Origin of the sequence: Robertmurraya korlensis NBRC 107688, assembly GCF_001591645.1 — a bacterium.
Lineage (GTDB): Bacteria > Bacillota > Bacilli > Bacillales > Cytobacillaceae > Robertmurraya_A.
The window spans coordinates 13,518-32,021 of sequence record NZ_BCVH01000004.1; the positions used below are offsets into that span (position 1 = coordinate 13,518).

Annotated in this window: 19 protein-coding genes and 1 other annotated feature; of the genes, 17 read left to right on the forward strand and 2 right to left on the reverse strand. The window is 36.5% G+C overall.

The features are described 5' to 3' along the window. Positions 1–4 precede the first annotated feature (4 nt). From BKO01S_RS07775 to BKO01S_RS07855, 17 genes are all read left to right on the forward strand, one after another. Positions 5–733, forward strand: a complete 729-nt coding sequence (locus BKO01S_RS07775; protein WP_066051377.1) for a cytidylyltransferase domain-containing protein — start codon at positions 5–7, stop codon at positions 731–733. 48 nt (positions 734–781) lie between these two features. Further along, positions 782–1,876 carry a UDP-2,4-diacetamido-2,4,6-trideoxy-beta-L-altropyranose hydrolase gene (pseG, locus tag BKO01S_RS07780; protein ID WP_066051380.1) on the forward strand — a complete coding sequence of 365 codons (1,095 nt, stop codon included), beginning with the start codon at positions 782–784 and terminating at the stop codon, positions 1,874–1,876. Next, positions 1,866–2,417 (forward strand): UDP-4-amino-4,6-dideoxy-N-acetyl-beta-L-altrosamine N-acetyltransferase, encoded by a 552-nt coding sequence (pseH, locus tag BKO01S_RS07785; protein WP_066051383.1) that lies wholly within the window; start codon positions 1,866–1,868, stop codon positions 2,415–2,417. The genes pseG and pseH overlap by 11 nt, the downstream gene beginning before the upstream one ends. Next, a complete protein-coding gene (pseI, locus tag BKO01S_RS07790; RefSeq protein ID WP_066051386.1) occupies positions 2,414–3,466 on the forward strand; it encodes a pseudaminic acid synthase in 1,053 nt (350 codons plus the stop codon). Before pseH ends, pseI begins: the two co-directional genes overlap by 4 nt. A gap of 38 nt (positions 3,467–3,504) precedes the next feature. Continuing rightward, positions 3,505–4,248 carry a sugar phosphate nucleotidyltransferase gene (locus BKO01S_RS07795; RefSeq protein WP_066051389.1) on the forward strand — a complete coding sequence of 248 codons (744 nt, stop codon included), beginning with the start codon at positions 3,505–3,507 and terminating at the stop codon, positions 4,246–4,248. Then, the gene (gene rfbB, locus BKO01S_RS07800; RefSeq protein ID WP_066051392.1) at positions 4,245–5,207 is read left to right on the forward strand and encodes a dTDP-glucose 4,6-dehydratase; all 963 of its coding nucleotides are present in this window, start codon (positions 4,245–4,247) and stop codon (positions 5,205–5,207) included. The genes BKO01S_RS07795 and rfbB overlap by 4 nt, the downstream gene beginning before the upstream one ends. Continuing rightward, positions 5,204–6,055 (forward strand): dTDP-4-dehydrorhamnose reductase, encoded by an 852-nt coding sequence (gene rfbD / locus BKO01S_RS07805; RefSeq protein WP_066051395.1) that lies wholly within the window; start codon positions 5,204–5,206, stop codon positions 6,053–6,055. The genes rfbB and rfbD overlap by 4 nt, the downstream gene beginning before the upstream one ends. Beyond that, positions 6,045–6,503, forward strand: coding sequence for a dTDP-4-dehydrorhamnose 3,5-epimerase family protein (locus tag BKO01S_RS07810; protein ID WP_066051397.1), 459 nt, complete (start codon positions 6,045–6,047; stop codon positions 6,501–6,503). The genes rfbD and BKO01S_RS07810 overlap by 11 nt, the downstream gene beginning before the upstream one ends. Before the next feature lie 134 nt (positions 6,504–6,637). Beyond that, positions 6,638–6,862, forward strand: coding sequence for a hypothetical protein (locus BKO01S_RS07815; protein WP_066051400.1), 225 nt, complete (start codon positions 6,638–6,640; stop codon positions 6,860–6,862). Positions 6,863–6,925: 63 nt separating this feature from the next. Continuing rightward, positions 6,926–7,147 carry a hypothetical protein gene (locus tag BKO01S_RS07820; protein WP_066051403.1) on the forward strand — a complete coding sequence of 74 codons (222 nt, stop codon included), beginning with the start codon at positions 6,926–6,928 and terminating at the stop codon, positions 7,145–7,147. A gap of 266 nt (positions 7,148–7,413) precedes the next feature. Continuing rightward, positions 7,414–7,980 (forward strand): hypothetical protein, encoded by a 567-nt coding sequence (locus tag BKO01S_RS07825; RefSeq protein WP_066051405.1) that lies wholly within the window; start codon positions 7,414–7,416, stop codon positions 7,978–7,980. An 11-nt stretch (positions 7,981–7,991) separates the two neighbouring features. Then, positions 7,992–10,340 carry a putative bifunctional diguanylate cyclase/phosphodiesterase gene (locus BKO01S_RS07830; RefSeq protein ID WP_066051410.1) on the forward strand — a complete coding sequence of 783 codons (2,349 nt, stop codon included), beginning with the start codon at positions 7,992–7,994 and terminating at the stop codon, positions 10,338–10,340. Positions 10,341–10,485: 145 nt separating this feature from the next. Then, entirely contained in the window at positions 10,486–11,700 is a 1,215-nt protein-coding gene (locus BKO01S_RS07835) for a GAF domain-containing SpoIIE family protein phosphatase (RefSeq protein WP_066051413.1), read from the forward strand. Positions 11,701–11,835: 135 nt separating this feature from the next. Beyond that, positions 11,836–12,894, forward strand: a complete 1,059-nt coding sequence (locus BKO01S_RS07840; protein ID WP_066051418.1) for an LLM class flavin-dependent oxidoreductase — start codon at positions 11,836–11,838, stop codon at positions 12,892–12,894. Between the two features lie 264 nt (positions 12,895–13,158). Continuing rightward, positions 13,159–13,605: a DUF6376 family protein gene (locus BKO01S_RS07845; RefSeq protein WP_066051421.1), complete on the forward strand. Its 447-nt coding sequence runs from the start codon at positions 13,159–13,161 to the stop codon at positions 13,603–13,605. 85 nt (positions 13,606–13,690) lie between these two features. Then, positions 13,691–13,912: a binding site (T-box leader), on the forward strand. A gap of 46 nt (positions 13,913–13,958) precedes the next feature. After that, positions 13,959–15,641, forward strand: coding sequence for an arginine--tRNA ligase (gene argS, locus BKO01S_RS07850; protein WP_066052020.1), 1,683 nt, complete (start codon positions 13,959–13,961; stop codon positions 15,639–15,641). Positions 15,642–15,989: 348 nt separating this feature from the next. Next, positions 15,990–17,588 (forward strand): aspartate:alanine exchanger family transporter, encoded by a 1,599-nt coding sequence (locus BKO01S_RS07855; RefSeq protein WP_232311193.1) that lies wholly within the window; start codon positions 15,990–15,992, stop codon positions 17,586–17,588. A 360-nt stretch (positions 17,589–17,948) separates the two neighbouring features. Here the strand turns inward: BKO01S_RS07855 and BKO01S_RS07865 are convergent, their stop codons facing one another. Next, the gene (locus BKO01S_RS07865; protein WP_066051423.1) at positions 17,949–18,320 is read right to left on the reverse strand and encodes an avidin-fold protein; all 372 of its coding nucleotides are present in this window, start codon (positions 18,318–18,320) and stop codon (positions 17,949–17,951) included. Continuing rightward, positions 18,313–18,471 (reverse strand): hypothetical protein, encoded by a 159-nt coding sequence (locus BKO01S_RS24280; RefSeq protein ID WP_157077326.1) that lies wholly within the window; start codon positions 18,469–18,471, stop codon positions 18,313–18,315. The genes BKO01S_RS07865 and BKO01S_RS24280 overlap by 8 nt, the downstream gene beginning before the upstream one ends. Positions 18,472–18,504 lie beyond the last annotated feature (33 nt).

Below are 18,504 nucleotides of genomic sequence, written 5' to 3' on the forward strand. Positions count from 1 at the left end.
ATACTTGAAAGTTGTTGCTATTATTCAAGCAAGAATGGGATCTACTAGACTCCCAGGGAAAGTATTAAAAAAAGTACGAAATAAATCACTATTAGAGTACCAATTGGAACGGGTAAAAAAAGCGACGTTGCTGCATGATATCGTTATTGCGACTACCATAAATAAACGTGATGAAGAGATTGTGAATTTTTGTAAGGCAAGATCAATCCCCTATTATCGAGGTTCAGAAGAGGATGTATTAACTAGGTATTATGAGGCAGCACGAATGTGTAATGCGGACGTTATTGTACGTCTTACCTCTGATTGTCCATTAGTTGATCCTTCTATTATCGATCGAAATGTGGCTGAATTTTTAAGCGACCCATCACTTGATTATGTTTCTAATACGATAGAAAGGACGTATCCACGAGGGATGGATATAGAGGTTTTTTCTATTTCTACTTTGGAAAGATTACGTAGAGAAGCAACTTCTCCATCTGAAAGAGAACATGTCACATCCTTTCTAACTAGGAATCCTAACATGTTTCAAATAAAACAAGTGAAACAATCTAATGATGACAGTCAATATCGTTTAACAGTTGATACGCAAGAGGATTTCTTCGTAATAAAAAATGTAATAGAAAATTTATACATGAATTCACCCATGTTTTCTACAGAGGAAGTTGTTAACTATCTAAAGAAAATGCCTGATATCGTTAAAATAAATCAAGATATTAAACAAAAGGAACTATAGGAGCTATTGAGACAAATTTACCCTTTTTGTTGGGGAGGTAATATCTTAATGAACATTGTTATCCGAGTCGATTCTTCATTTGAAATTGGAACAGGTCATGTTATGCGATGTCTCACACTTGCTGAAGTTTTAAGGAGAAAAGGGGCAAGAATCTCCTTTATCTGTCGTGATTTACCTGGTAATTTAGGAAACTATTTAATAGAGAAGGGATTCAACGTCTGTTTATTACCACCTCCTAAGAATTGCGATCAAGTTAAATATAACCATTTATACGAGTCTTGGCTGAAAGTTCCGTGGCAAATAGATGCAGAAGAAACCATTGAAATACTTAAAGTAGCAAAGCCAGTAGATGGTTTGATTGTTGATCACTATGCAATTGATAAGAAATGGGAGGTCATGGTAAAGGCGTTTGTAGGTAAAATCGTTATTATTGACGATCTTGCCAACCGACCTCACGATTGTAAGATTTTACTAGACCAAAATTTTTCAAATGAATCAAACAGATATAATCATTTACTACCAAATAACTGTGTAAAGTTATTAGGCACAGGTTATGCGATCCTTCGTGAAGAATTTCGTAGAGAGAATATAAGAATGGAAGAAAGGTCAGGCCAAATTAAAAATCTTCTTATATTCTTTGGTGGCACAGATCCAACAAGTGAAACAATAAAAGCTTTAAAAGGATTAAATAGTATAAGTGTCTCAGACTTACACATAAATGTGGTAGTTGGCAAGTCGAATCCTTATAAACATTTAATAAAGGAAGAATGTGACAAAGCCCTTAATATCTCTTATCATTGTCAAATTGAAAATATGGCTGAATTAATGAGGGAGGCAGATCTTTCAATAGGAGCAGGGGGAAGTACCACCTGGGAGCGCTGTTTTTTGGGATTGCCATCAATTGTTATTGCGACAGCAGAAAACCAAGTTGAAATAACTCGGCTGGTAAATAGCAAAGGAGCTATTCATTACCTTGGTTTGAGTGAAACAGTAACTCAATCGATGATTGCAAATGCAGTAGAAGATATGCTAACCAATCCCAAACGGGTTAAAATAATGTCTGAAAAAGCTAGGGCATTGATGGGAGATAGTAGATTTAATGAAATCATCGAACGAATAATGGAGGTGGAGAATGCTGGATAAACGTGAGTATTGTTTACGTGATGTAAGTAACAATGAAATAAATCTTATTTACGAGTGGCGAAATGCAGAACACATTAGACCATTTATGATGCATAGTGATTTTATCGAATTAGCAGATCATTATAAATGGTATGAGAAGTGCCGTAACGATCAAAACAAGATTCTAAAGTTATGTTTGCACAAAGGTAAACCAATCGGGTTGGTTCAATTTTCAATTGATGAAAAAAACAAAATCTGTGAATGGGGATTTTACATCGGTGAGAAAAATAGCCCTCGTGGGTCGGGAAGAATAATGGGTATGCTTGCATTAGATTTTATTTTTCAGGAAGTGGGAATGAGAAAGGTATGTGCCCAAGTACTAGATTATAATGAGAAAAGTTTGTCTTATCATAAAAAATTAGGGTTCCATGAAGAAGGAAGGTTACTAAAACAAATTCTCAAGAAAAACGAGTACGTCGATGTAGTACTATTCGGTCTATTAAAGGAAAATTGGAAACTGGCTCGAGGGGATTTTGCAATAGAAGGGTTTGAAAAGGGATGAAAGATATTAAAATTGCAAGTAAATGGATTGGGAAAGGACATGAACCGTTTATTATTGCTGAAATGTCAGGAAATCATAATCAATCTTTGGAGCATGCATTGGAAATTGTTAGGGCTGCTGCTAAAGCAGGAGCACATGCGTTAAAAATACAAACCTATACTGCTGAAACGATGACTTTGAATAGTGATAAGAAAGACTTTTTAATAGATGAGAAGAACCAACTTTGGAAAGGAAAATCACTATTTCAACTTTATCAAGAGGCGTATACCCCTTGGGAATGGCATGAACCGATATTTAAATTAAGTAAGGAATTAGGGATGATACCTTTTAGTACGCCATTTGATGAAACCTCACTTGAATTTTTGGAAAGTATTGGTGTTCCGTGCTACAAGATTGCCTCTTTTGAAAATACTGATATTCCTTTAATAAGGAAAGTAGCTTCAAAACGTAAGCCTATGATTGTTTCAACAGGAATGGCATCTCTTGCTGAGATTGATTATTTAGTAAACACGATTCGTGAGGAGGGGTGTGAGGATATTGTTTTATTGAAATGCACAAGTAGTTATCCTGCATCACCAGAAAATTCAAATCTAAATACCATTCCTTATTTAAAGGAGATTTTTAGATGCCATATTGGTTTATCAGATCATACATTAGGAATTGGAGCTGCTGTTGCTAGCGTTGCTTTAGGGGCTACAGTTGTGGAAAAGCATTTTACGTTAGACCGAAGCAAAGGTGGAGTTGATGCAGCATTTTCATTAGAACCTTCAGAATTTTCTTCTCTGGTAAAGGAGACGAAGACAGCTTGGCAATCCCTTGGAAGTGTTTTTATTGGGCCGACAAAAGAAGAAGAAAAGTCGTTACAATTTAGACGTTCCATTTATGTTTCTAAAGATATAAAAGCCGGTGAAATTCTTTCAAAAGAAAATATTAGAATTATTAGACCAGGATATGGTTTAGAACCAAAATACTATGACTTGCTTTTGGGACGCGAACTACGAAAAGATCTTACAATGGGTACTCCACTAACCTGGGATGCTTTATTATAAGGATTTTACAAATCTTGTGTCAGAAAGGAATGTGAATATTGAAAGGTGTTATTTTAGCGGGTGGATCTGGAACAAGGCTAAAGCCCTTTACAAAGATCATTAATAAACATTTACTGCCAGTCGGTCCATTTCCTATGCTTCATTGGTCCATTCTTAAGTTAAAGGAAGCAGGAGTCGAAGAGGTATTAATTATTACAAATAATGAATCTATTGCCCATTTTCAGACCATGTTTGGTTCGGGTGAGTCCTATCAAATCAATTTGTCATATAAAGCGCAACCGCACGCGGGTGGAATATCCCATGGTCTTGCATTAGCCAAGGACTTTGTAAATGGAGAACGTTTTATATTATTACTGGGTGATAATATTTTTGAAGATTCACTAAAACCATATATTCAAAGTTTCATTAGTCAAAAAGAATCAGCAAAAGTATTACTAAAGGAAGTTGATGACCCTGAGAGATACGGAGTAGGGGTAATAGATGAAGATAGAAGAATAATTACCTCAATTGTTGAGAAACCAACCTCATTTGTCTCAAATTTCTGTGTAACAGGAATCTATATGTACGATAGTTTGGTATTTAGCTATATTGAGAAACTAACGGTCTCTGCACGTGGTGAGCTTGAAATTACGGATGTAAATAATATGTATATTGCTAACGATAGTCTTACTTATGAAATGCTGGACGGCTGGTGGGTGGATGCTGGTACTCATGAATCTCTTTATGAAGCCAACCAATTTGTGTATCAAAGCAGAGACCATAGAAAAGGGGATGAACAATGACAAAAGAGATACTAATAACGGGTGGGGCAGGATTTATTGGTATAAATTTTGTCCATTACTTGTTAAAGACGTCGGACTACTATCTAACCGTTGTTGATTCTTTGACGTATGCGAGTAACATTACTGAAATGGAAGATGTTGCTAAAAATGAAAGAGTGCGCTTTTTCCCATACGATGTAACAGATTATGATCAGTTGTTATCAGTGATGGATCGTGAGTACGACACATTTGTTCATTTTGCTGCTGAATCCCATGTAGATAATAGCATAATTGATGCAGAACCATTTATATACACCAATATCATCGGAACATTCCATCTAATTAAACTTCTCCAAAGAGGCTATGCCAAAAGGATGATCCAAATTTCTACAGACGAAGTATACGGATCCTTAGAGGAATGTGAACTGCCTTTTACTGAAAAAAGCCAAATAACTCCTAATAATCCCTATTCTGCAACAAAAGCAAGTTCAGATTTACTTGCACTTTCCTACTATCACACTCATAATCTTCCAATCATTATTACTAGATGTAGCAACAATTACGGTCCCTTTCAAAATAGTGAGAAATTTATTCCAAAAATTATTCAGCGTACTTTAAATTCAAAGGAAATCCCTATTTACGGTGATGGGAAACAGATTAGAGATTGGTTATTTGTAGAAGACCATTGTCACGCCGTTAAATTGGTGATGGAGAAAGGAAGAGAAGGACAAGTATATAACATTGGAGGAGGAAACGAGAAGACAAATATAGAGGTGGTTACCCAGATTATTCAGATGTTATCTAGGAGTGAAGAGCTTATTCACTTTATTGAAGATCGTAAGGGTCACGATCGCCGATATGCGATTAATTCTGAAAAGCTTAGAAATGAGCTTGGGTGGACACAAATGTATACATTCGAAGAGGGACTTAGAAAGACAGTAGATTGGTATGTCAAACAATACAGTAGGGAAATATCATGAAGATCATCATAACAGGTGCAGGAGGTCAATTAGGAAAGGCATTAGTTAAATTGTTCTCATCCTGTGATTATAAAGTATTTTCTTTTACAAAAAGGGAATTAGATATCACGAGTAAAGAGCAAATTAAAGAGGTTTTTAATAAAATTAGCCCTGACATCATCATCAACTGTGCTGCTTTTACAAAGGTTGATCTTTGTGAAACGGATGTAGAAAAAGCATATCTCATCAATGGTTTAGCTCCATTTTATCTAGGAACAGAAGCAAATAAACATCAAGCGAAGCTTATTCATATAAGCACAGACTATGTTTTTTCAGGGAACCAAACATCCCCATATAAAGAAACGGATCAACCAAATCCCCAAACAATATATGGGAAAAGCAAACTTTTAGGAGAAGAGTTGCTCCTGAAAAATTGTAACAATCTACTAATTGTTAGGACTTCCTGGTTATACGGAAACGATGCCAATAACTTTGTTCATACAATGATGAAGTTGTCGGAAAAATTGAATTCTATAAAAGTTGTCCATGATCAATTTGGCAGCCCGACATATACAAGGGATGTGGCACTGGCCATTCAGTCATTAATGAAGGATAAAACAGGAATCTATCATGTTACCAACTCAGGGAAGTGTAGCTGGTATGAATTTGCAAAAGAGATAATGAGGCTTATACACTCAAAAACAGAAATACTTCCAATATCATCCCAGGATTATCAATTCAATACTCCTCGACCAAGTTATTCTGTTCTTGATAATTACAAGCTTGAAAAAGAGGGGATTAGGTTAAGAGATTGGAAGGCCGCTTTGTCAACCTTTTTTAGAGAGGAGTACATTGAAAATGAGGATTGAAGGTGTTGTTACAAAGGAGTTAATAAAACACTGTGATGATCGAGGATTTTTTGCTGAAGTGTTAAGAAATGATGAAGATTTGCTGCAGAAATTTGGACAATTATCTTGGTCAATGTCTTATCCAGGGGTAATTAAAGCTTTTCATTACCATGAAATACAAGATGATTTATGGTTTTTCCCTTCTGGAGATGCACAGGTAGTTTTATATGATTATCGCCAAGATTCTCCTACGTATAAGCAGTCCAATGTTTTTTACATGGGAGAAAATAACCCGATTTTACTTGTAATACCAAAAGGTGTAGCGCATGGCTATCGTGTACTAGGAAGTAAGCCTGCTACGATTATTTATTGCACAACAGAATCGTATAACTCTTCTAATCCTGATGAAAAAAGGATCCCATGGGATGATGAGTCGATTGGATTTAACTGGAAGACAAAGAATAGGTAAAAGTATAAATAACAAATTTAATAGACTAGAGCCTTTTTTTAATAGTGAGGATAGTTATCTATGCAGCTTTCGTAGATTTGAATAATATATATTAACCCTTGAGTAAAAGGGAATGTAAGAGAGGAGGTGAAACTATGACACATTGTAATCCAAGAGGAGGAAGTATTTCCGATCTTCTTGAGAGTCTAGCACCACAAACAGCTGTAAGTGGGCTTCAAGTAGATGGAAATTATGAGCGTGCTAGTGCTTTCATTACATTGGACAGAAGAAGAGGTGTTGCTTATTTCTCAGAAACTGGTGGAGGGTTAGTGGTAGCTGATATCAGAAAAATATCACTAATTGAATTTCCAGGTGTTTAAATAAGTGCATTGTATTGTGAGTAGATTTATAGAGATTTCTAGTAAATTTAAGGAGATGACATAATGTCACATTCAAACCAAAGAGGTAGTATCGTAGATTTATTGGAAAATTTAGCACCACAAACACCTGTAAGTGGAATCCAAGTAGATGGCTATTATGAGCATGCTACTGCTTTCATTACTTTAGACAAAGCAAGAGGACTTGCATATTTCTCAGGTGTTGGCGGAGGACTAGTGGTAGTTGACATTAGTGAATTATCACTAATTGAATTTCCAGGTGTTTAATTCTTGTAGCAATTACTAAAGGAGGAGATTATCTCCTAAAATAGAGTTGCTAAATCGATTCTAAAAATGTTATGTAGGAATTTCTCTTCCAATATAGTTTTCGAAGAGAATCTTCCTACATTCTACATAAATTCTCATCAAAACAACTAAACTTTCCTACTTCCGCTTGTTACTATTGTAGTAGTATAATATAGGTTAATAGTAATTCATCTAAGATTGCCGCAAAAATTTAAACTACGACAACTATTCGACAAGTGGAGGATACGATGTATATAAAGGTTGAAACATTGGCAGATCTTAATTCATTTAACGAAATATGGATGGAGTGCTGGCTTGAGAAGGGGTATATGCTAGATCCAACCTTCGATAAGACAGATCGCTTTATTATCCTTGATGAAGACAGTAGAGAAATTGGGACAATTGAGTTCAAACCCTATTTTCCCACTAGGCAAAATTATATAAACACGATATTCCCGTTCCATGAAATAGAGAAACTAGAAATGAATCCTATGAAGGTCATTGAAATAGATAAGGTCTCAATTCTAAAAAAATATAGAGGGAAAAATCTTGAAAGATTGTTATCCCTATTTGTTTACTACACAGAATTCTACCAAATGAACTATTGCGTGGTTCTTTTGGAGAGAGTATTCTATAGAGCATTAAGAAATGTTTACAAAATACCGATCGAATCTGTTGCGGAACAAATGTACTACAAAGGTGATTACGTGATACCCGCAATTATTCACTCCCGTGAAGTGTATACCAAGAAGGAAGACTATCCATGGATTATTCCTTCTAACCAAGGATTTGAAAGGAAACCGATTTATACTTAAAGGAGAAAATAATGTTCGCCCTGAAAAACCAAAAGTTTGCTTATCTTTTTATTGCCTTTTTTATAATAACGAACTTCTTATGGAATTACTTCTTTCAACATAAGCAAGCTTTTCTGGACTGGGGTGGAGTTGCATTCCAAACAATTGCCTGCTTGACTTCCCTTGGCTGGCTATTATTAACGTATAAGAATGACCAAGGAAAGGCCAAAAACTTTTGGCTGTTTTTAGGCTTGGGAATTTTAAGCTATATAATAGGAATTCTTATCTGGGTATTTTACGAGTTTATATTAGGTGCCCAAGGAGATACTCTTCTTTTGCCAAAACTCTTTTGGATTGGTCAAAATGGGTTTTATTTTGTTGCACTTTTATACATGATGAAAGTTGTAAGAAGTAAGTTACTTACCATACGATTTTCCTTTGATATGCTGATCATCATGACCGTTGCAACTACTTTTAATTGGGTGTTAATTATATCACCTTTATTAAAAATGAAAGGAAATCCATTTCATCTTGTAGAATTAATGTACCCAATATTAGATCTTGGAGTTTTAGGGGGAGTAATCAGTCTTTTTATTGCTTCCAATTCTCTATTTAATAAAAAAACGTTATATCTACTAGTAGTAGGTTTATTAGTACAGATTCTGGCTGATAGCATTTTTTCATTTTTAACTGTAAATAATTTGTACACGGTTGGAAGCATTTCAGAGCCATTATGGATCCTTTCATTGTTTATTCTTGCTCTGGCTGGACTTTATCATGAAACTCCATCCCACGTAATAGGCGAGAAGGAATACGAAACAGAAAGTAAGAACAAATTCTTTATAAAGCATAGCTTGCCTTATGTAGGAGTTGTTTTGCTCTCATTGTATGTGATTTCTCATATTTACACTACCGCTCCTTTTGTTGTAGGGCTGTTTTTAACAATCCTATTAGTTGTGTTAAGGCAGTTATTTACCTTATTAGAGAATAATAAATTGGTTTCTGAATTAAACCATTTAAATGAACAACTTGAGGTAAAAGTAAAAGAGAGAACAGATCGTTTAGTAGAAACGATTAATCAGATGGAGTACTTAGCTTATCATGATGTTGTGACGGGATTGCCCAATAGAAGATTTATTGAGAAGCGGCTTTCGAGAGCAATTAGTAATCACAATGGACGAAGTAAAAAGAAAATTGCTTTTTTACTACTGGATTTAGATCGTTTTAAGCATATAAATGATAGTCTTGGTCATTCTTACGGAGACTTATTATTGAAAGAGGTAGGAGATAGATTAAGTTCTAGTCTTAAACCGAACGAGTTAGTGTGTCGTATTGGTGGAGATGAATACGGAATATTACTGGAAAACACGAATGAATTAAAAATTAACCAAATGGCTGAAGATATCCTAACCGCTCTTCGTAAAACCTATGATATTAGAGGAGAAGAACTCTATGTAACACCGAGTATTGGGGTGTCAATATTCCCCGACCATGGAAATACCTTTGAGTCCTTACTAATGAAGGCTGACACAGCAATGTATAAAGTAAAGGAAGCTGGAAAAAACCACTACAAAATATATAATGAAGAAATGGATATAGAACCTCAAGTAACGATGGAGAACGCGTTACGAAAAGGGATTGAGCGGAATGAACTTGAGCTATTCTATCAACCGCAGGTTTCATTAGAAAACAATCAGATTGTTGGGGTAGAGGCATTACTGCGCTGGATTAGACCTGAACAAGGAATGGTTCCACCCTGTGAGTTTATTCCACTAGCGGAAGAAACTGGCCTTATCCTTCCTATAGGAGAATGGGTATTAAAAGAAGCATGTTTACAATCCGTTGCATGGGAAAAACAGGGGCTGTCCCCGGTTCGCATTGCTGTAAATATATCAGCAATCCAATTCAAACAGAGTAACTTCATTGAAAAGGTAACGGCGACTCTATTTGAAACAAAAGCAAATCCAGAATATATTGAACTTGAAATTACGGAAAGTGTTGCTATGGGTTCAATTGAAGACACGCTGGCGAAGCTTCAAGCTTTAAAGGAAATGGGATTCTATATCGCAATTGATGATTTTGGTACGGGGTATTCTTCATTACAATACCTGAATCAGTATCCAATTGACCGCTTGAAGATTGATCGCTCCTTTATCTCGTCGCTGAATACTAGTGAGAAAAATGTGGCGATTGTTAAATTAATTGTCTTGATGGCAAAAGGGTTGAACTACAAGGTAATTGCAGAAGGCGTTGAAGAAGAGAGTCAAAAAGTATTCCTACGATCCATTGATTGTGATGAATTTCAAGGCTATCTATTCAGTCCTCCATTAAACAAGCTAGATACGGAGGCTTTATTGCTTCAGCAGCTAGCCAAAAGATAAGTAAGGGAAAGTATTTCTTTATGAAGAAATGCTTTTTTTTGTATTTTCTGGTAGAGGAAAAAAAGGATGGAACTTTATAAGAATGAGCCGATATAAAATTAGGTTACGTGAAAAAAATTTATAATTTATTGAAAACAGGTGCAATATGGAGATCATACAATGTAAATTTAGACAGACGGCAAGAAATGTGTTCGATTTATTAACCGAGCTCATTCCTGCAAAATCATTTTTTATTGCATCAACGACAGAAAACCGGTTTATTATTTTAGAAATGTTTAATCATGTAGGCGGTTGTCCTATACCTTCTGATGTAAATGAACCGTTACAAATATCTTACTGCCAACATGTAGCTACTGATGCGGTCCCGCTGTTAATACCTGATACAAGACAATCCTCAACTGTAAAAGAGTTAGAGGTGACCTCACTGCTTTCCATTGGTTCCTATCTTGGAGTTCCCATATTTCTAGAAGATGGTAGTGTGTTTGGCACACTTTGTGCTTTAGATCCCAGCTCAAACATCTTATATGAGGAACATATTTCTGTCATGGAGAAATTCTCCAAGGTAATTTCAGGTTCAATTGAGTTAGAAAAATCACTAATCCAGTTAAAGGAAAATGAGATTAGAACCGAAAGAGAATTTCATATTGCCAGAAACCTACAAACGGCTATGTTTTGTAAACCTATGTCACAAGAAAATGTTAGTATTGAACCGTTATATCTTCCATGCTCTTATTTATCAGGAGATGTTTTCACCTGGAAAAAGCTAGGAGAAGGGAAATACGGGATTGCAATATTAGATGTTATGGGTCATGATATATCTTCTGCATTAGTTGGTATGAGGGTATTTTCTCATTTAAAGAATCAACAAATAGAGTATGAGAATCCATACCAAGTGATGAGCTCTCTCAATCAAAAAATAAAGGCCTTATTTAATGAAAACATAAATAATGGAATGTATGTTACAGGGATTTATGTAGAAGTTAATCTGACGACTATGGAGATCATTTATATGAATGCGGGACATCCAGCGGCTGTTTTGATTAAAAAAAATGAAGCTACATTATTATCACAATCTACCGTACCACTTGGCCTGTTAGACAAGCTAGAGGATACAAGAAAGACCGTGTCCATTTCGAGAGATTTTCAACTATTGCTTTATACAGACGGTCTATTGGATTGTTTTCAAAACACGGATCTCTCCAAGCTTGAAACCTTACGAGTAAAAATAGAGGAGTCCTTACGCCTAAAGGAATCCATTAGTTGTTTTTTAGAAAAGTTGACATCAGCTCAAGAAACACAGGTCGATGATATTTGTGTGCTGACTGTTAGTGCACGGGGAGGCGAAGAGACTAGGGCATAGTCTCTTTTTTTCTGAAAAGAGATGAAAGTAGCAATTCTTTCTAAGAATGTTTAAGATAAAGTTATATATCCAAGTGACATAGATTATCTACGGTATACATACATAGCTCTGTATGATTGATTAGGAGGATTCATATTGGAAATAGGTGTAAGTACGTTTGTAGAAACAACTCCAGATGTGGTGACAGGGAAAACAGTAAGTCATGCACAAAGAATTCGCGAAGTGGTGGAGGAAATCGTTCTTGCCGACCAAGTTGGTTTAGATGTTTTTGGAGTAGGGGAGCATCATAGAGAAGATTTTGCTGCTTCCTCTCCAGCGGTCGTATTATCGGCTGCGGCTTCACAAACAAAACGGATTCGTCTGACGAGCGCAGTTACAGTTCTCTCGTCTGCTGATCCTGTTCGTGTATTTCAAGATTTTGCTACTCTGGATGCTATATCAAATGGGCGGGCTGAAATTATGGCTGGAAGAGGTTCGTTTATTGAGTCATTCCCATTGTTTGGGTACGATTTAGCAGATTATGATGATTTATTTGAGGAAAAGCTAGATTTATTGCTAAAAATTAGAGATTCTGAAATTGTAACTTGGTCGGGGAAGCATCGACCGGCGATTCACCAAAAAGGGGTATATCCACGTCCGGTCCAACATCCACTTCCAGTATGGATTGGAAGTGGGGGCAACTCTGAATCAGTCATTAGGGCTGGTATTCTAGGTCTTCCACTCGTATTAGCGATTATCGGAGGAAGCCCCTTACAATTTGCTCCACTTGTTGAGCTTTATAAAAAAGCTGCCGTACATGCAGGTCATGATGCTTCAAAATTAACAGTAGCATCCCACTCCCATGGATTTATTGCGGAAGAGACGGAACTTGCTGCGGACAAGTTTTTCCCATCAACCCAACAGGTTATGAACGTTCTAGGACGGGAGCGAGGTTGGGGACATTATGGTCGTGCTAGCTTTGACGCGGCACGTAGCTTTGAAGGTGCTTTATACGTAGGAGATTCGAAGACAGTAGCCGAAAAAATTATTCATTTACGTAAGAACGTAGGGATTACTCGCTTCATGCTCCACGTCCCGGTGGGGTCTATGCCACACGAAGATGTGATGAAGGCAATCGAGTTACTAGGGAAAGAAGTGGCTCCAATTGTAAAGAACGAGGTTACTAAATGGGAGGCATCATTTAGTAATGAGTAAGAGATGAACATCGAATTGTTTGACTTTCTAGCTTGTTTACAAGTATGATGATTTATAAGATAAATGAATACCAAAGGGGAGTAGCTATAACAACAAAGTCGTCATTACGAGATGAAAAATCTCCGGTTTTGTTGGGCAATTTATGTTGCTAGTGAGACCTTTGCCAATATTTTGGTAAAGGTCTGCCCCTTTTCATAAGATCATTACCACAAAGGTAGTGATCTTTCTTATTTTTCAAATATAGGAAAATTGGAGGAAAAAAGAATGAAGGTGAAGTGGATGACAATCGTACTAACAGCAGTAATAGGATTAAGTGGTTGTTCTTTCTTGGAAGAAGTGAACGGAACAATAGACTACGTGAATCAAGCAACAGATTATGTAAATGAAGCGACAGAGTTTGCAAACGAAGTACCTGCTATGGCAGAGCAAGCAATTACTGATACACAGGCATTAGCTGATTTAGAAACTAGATTACTAGAAATGAAACAAGAAATAGAAGCATTTAATGAATTGGAAGCTCCAAACTTAGCAGAGGATCTCCATCAACAAGTTATGGAGCAAAATAACAGGGCGTTAGAGGGGATTAATGTATTCTTATCAAATATTGAAAATGGGGAGCTAGATTCAGCATTACTGGAAAATACCGAATTATTTACAACTCTACAAGAGTTAACGGAATTATCCAACCAAATTCAACAGCTTGGTGAATAAATAGATAGTACATTCGAACATCTCAACAGAGAAAAGTTAATTTCTTGTAGATTTTTTCCAAAAGTGTATATAATAGTCTTAATATTAAAAATCGATGATAAAGAGAGTAATCATTTGGAAAGGGATAGCGAGTCGGGGACGGTGGAAGCCTGATACGGAACAAATGATGAAGCGCACTTTGGAGATCCTTTCTCGAATGAAGTAGAGATAGTCGGGGAGTAACCTCGTTAACAATGGAAAGTGGTTTTTACGAGATCGTAAAAACAATTGGAGTGGTACCGCGGGATGATAAGCTCTCGCCTCTTTTTAAATCGAAAAAGAGGCGGGGGCTTTTTTATTTGGGAGGGGAAAAAATGAAGGAAAAAGAAGTGTTTATTGATTTGTTAGTGAATTTAATTGATGGGAATTTAGAAAAAAAACAGATTGAAAAGATGGTCGAAGTTCCTAAGTATTCCTATTTAGGGGATTTTTCCTTTCCTTGTTTTCAATTAGCAAAAATATACCGAAAATCTCCGCAACTGATTGCACAAGACTTTGCAACACGATTACATTCATCACTTTTCGAAAAAATTGAAGCTATTGGTGGTTATCTGAATATTTTTTTAAATAAGCAAGAAGTTACCTCAAGAGTCATAAAGGAAATCCTTACTAAGAAAGAACATTACGGTGGTTTAAAAATTGGAAAAAATCAAGTTATCACCATTGATTTTTCCTCCCCTAATATTGCGAAACCATTCTCCATGGGGCATTTACGCTCGACGGTGATCGGGAATGCTTTATCGCTAATCAGTGAGAAATGTGGATATCAAGTCGTTAGAATCAATCATCTAGGTGATTGGGGAACACAGTTCGGGAAATTAATGGTTGCGTATAAAATGTGGGGAGACGATGAGTTAATTAAGAAAAACCCCATTAAAGAGCTGTTAAAACTTTATATAAAATTTCACGACGAAGAGGAAAGCAATCCACTCCTAAGCAATAAGGCAAGAGATTGGTTTAAAAAGCTAGAGGATGGAGATGAAGTGGCCACCCAGTTATGGCAGTGGTTTAGAGAAGAATCATTAAAAGAGTTTTCGAAAATTTATCAACTGCTCGGAGTAGAGTTTGATTCCTATAACGGGGAAGCATTTTATAACGATAAAATGGAGCGTGTAGTACAGCTTCTCGATCAAAAGGGTCTATTAAAAGAGTCAGACGGAGCACATGTCGTTGACCTTGAAAATATGCCTCCGTGTTTAATTAAGAAAAGCAATGGTACGACATTGTATGCTACGCGTGACCTTGCAGCAGCCTTTTATCGCCAAGAAACCTATCAGTTTTCAAAAGCACTTTATGTCGTTGGTAATGAACAGAGTCTACACTTTCAGCAGCTTTTTCAAGTGCTAAGTAAAATGGGATTCAATTGGCAGAAGGGAATGGTTCATATTCCGTTCGGCATGATGTTAAAAGACGGGAAGAAAATGTCGACTCGTAAAGGAAAGGTCGTGTTGCTAGAAACTGTATTACTAGAGGCGATTGGTTTGGCGAAAAAGGGGATTGAAGAAAGAAATCCGTCACTGAAGAATAAAGATGAAGTGGCTATTCAAGTCGGGACAGGTGCTATCATTTTTCATGATTTAGCTCATCATCGATTACATGATATTGAGTTTTCTTTAGAGGATATGCTTCGATTTGAAGGTGAGACTGGGCCATATATTCAATATACACATGCTCGTGCATCATCGCTATTGAGAAAAGGAAACTTTATTATTCACGATCAGGAGGTTGCACTCATTGATGAGGAAGCATGGACGATCGTTGTATTAGTAAATTCCTTCTCGGATATAATTAATCGTTCTTTGGAAGCGTATGACCCTTCTCTAATAGCCAAATATTTAATTGATCTATCGAAATCATTTAATAAATACTACGCAACCGTACGGATATTAGATCATTTAGAAAAGAGACAGTCCCGATTATCTATCGTTTTCGCAGTAAAAACTATACTAAATGAAGGTCTCCGTCTTCTTGGAATGAAAGCTCCAGAAGAAATGTAAATAGAAAAAGGTAAGCGTCTTTGCTTACCTTTTTTTACTCAATGGGATAATAGATACTGCTTATGCTTTACTAAAGGCAGGCATCCTTATGATTGATACAATCATAAAATGAGCTTATCAAGCTTATATAACATTTTTATAATCATCATAAAGGAGCTAATTAGCGTATTCAAAGTATCACCCTCCACATTGAATTGTGTTGAATATCAACACAGTACTAGTGTGTTTCAATAATTAAAGCGTATTCATTAAGGCAATCTAGTGAATTAATGAAGTATGCTCTTTATTTTGAATTCGAAAAGAATATAATGGAGAAAAATGTTACTGTCACTCATGGAGGAATGTGTCGTGGATTGGGTTGTGACGTTATTAAAAGAACCATTGCTATTATTATTCGTTATCTTATTTTTAGGATCTGTTCTCGGTCAAATCGAGATAAGAGGATTAAGTCTAGGCTCTTCTGGTGTTCTTTTGGTTGCCATGTTTTTTGGTCATTGGGGCTATGATATTCCTCATACTGTTCAAAACCTCGGGTTAAGCTTATTTATTGTCGCGATTGGTTTACAAGCAGGGCCGAGGTTTTTCCGGATGATGAGATCAAGCGGTATGATTTTTGGATTAATTGGATTAGTTATCGTGTTTGTCGCAGCGGTCACAACAGTTGTGGTTGCAAAGGTCTTTGATCTCTCTCCAGCACTTAGTATAGGAATAATGACAGGAGCGTTGACAAGTACTCCGGGTCTTGCTGCTGCATTACATGCTACGAACGACCCTCTTGCTTCTGTTGGTTATGGGATCGCTTATCCGTTTGGTGTATTAGCCGTTGTGATTTTCGTTCAGTTATTACCTAGAGTCCTTCGTGTGGATATGGAAAAGGATTTGAATGAATCAAGCGGTCCGGTAAAAAATGAAGAATCTCCTGAAGTAACAACCATCGAGGTAATGGATCCGATTATAAATAAAAAAACATTAAAAGAGTTGCGTTTTAACCGATATGGTTCTGTTGTGATTAGTCGTGTTATTCGTGGAGACAGAAATATTATTGCTCTAAATGATACCGTTATCTTGAATGAGGATCGATTGGTGGCAGTTGGCTTGAGGGAAGATTTAAATCGCATTATTCAAGATGTTGGAAGAGAGGTCTCTACGAATTTAAAGAACCATGACCATGTAAAAATTCGTAAAGTAACGGTTGAATCAGAGGAAATTATTGGGAAAAATATAAAAGAACTTGAGTTAAGAAGGAAATACGGAGTGACGGTAACAAGAATTGAGCGTGGGGGATTTGAGTACAACCAAAGTACCAGATGGCCGCTGGAAAGAGGCGACATATTAACATTGGTCAGTAGTGAAGACCGGTTAGATGATGCAGAAAAGCTATTTAGTAGAAAAACTCTTGTAGTGACGAATATCCATATTTTATCACTAAGCTTAATTTTATTGATTGGGATTGCAGTTGGGATGATCCCTATTCATTTACCTGAATTGGGAACCATCACTTTAGGTGTTGCAGGTGGTCCCCTTTTTATTGCCTTGTTCATTGGTCACTTTGGGAAGATTGGTCCAATTCGTGCTCGCTTTTTCCAGCCTTCCAATCAAGTGATTCGTGATATTGGACTCGTTTTATTCTTAGCTGGAGCCGGAACAACGGCTGGTCAAGGGTTGGTTGAAGTTATTATGGAAGAAGGGTTCCGTCTGGTATTTGGAGGAGCGTTAATCACAATTATTCCAATGATAGTCGGCTTCTTTATATCAAGAAAGTTATTTAAGATGAGCGTTATACACTCTCTCGGAGCATTATGTGGAGGCATGACCAGTACCCCTGGTTTGGGTGCTGTCAACCAACAAATCGATTCGGATGATGCAGCGATTGCCTATGCTGCCGCTTATCCTTTTGCCCTTATCTTTGTCGCGATTATTTCACAATTACTCATTTTTTTCTTATAGTTAAGCAATAAAATGCCTCTTATTATAAAGAGGTGTTTTTTGTATATTTTGACTGAATCAGAAATTTTGTATAGTAAATACTGAGTAATATGGAAGTTTATTAAAAACGAGGTAGGTATGGATAATTACACAAATGATAATACTTTATTATTGGCTTTGCCATTCGGTTATTTACCGAATTTGTGTTAAAGAAAAAGAGGAGACGATTAAAAGGATACCATTCGGAAATGATTTTAATCGTTGATCGTGAAGAAACTCAAGGTGAGATGGTAGAGAACATCCTATTTGAACACTATGCATTAGGAGTAGGAAAAGTAATAAGATGAACAAAGCTTAGGGAACAACCTAAGCTTTGTTCTTTTAACAGGATCTTCTTCTCCATGGTATCTGATTCTGAAGGGATACCTTCTCTAGAATGAAGGAACAATCAAATGATTCATAAGCGTTTGTGATAGAGTAGTATCCTTGAAGAATTGGCCCCGTTGTACGGCATGGTTGGATCGTGCCAATCCCCCCATAAACTTCTTGATTCTGCAGTTGAATATTTAGCGAATATTCAATGAGACCATTCCTAGTTAATCCTATTAACTCCCCATATTTAATGTTCTCTGCTTTAAAAGTTGCGTGAATGAGACGACCGTATTGTTTAAAAGTAAAAATGGTTCCGCTGTGGAAAAAAGTTGTTGTGTCAGTGGTTTTGCACATAAATAATTTGTTATTGTAATCATTCATCGCTCTTAATCTCCCCGCATTTTTTATTGTAATCAATAAAAAAATCATCGAATGTACGAACGGGCACCACACGAATGGGAGTTCCTTCAACCTTAATGGTTAAATAAGCGAAAAGATAAATGATGAAGCATAGTGAAATAAGTCCTAACATCGTACTTCCCCCTTTTTGGTGTATGGAGAAAAG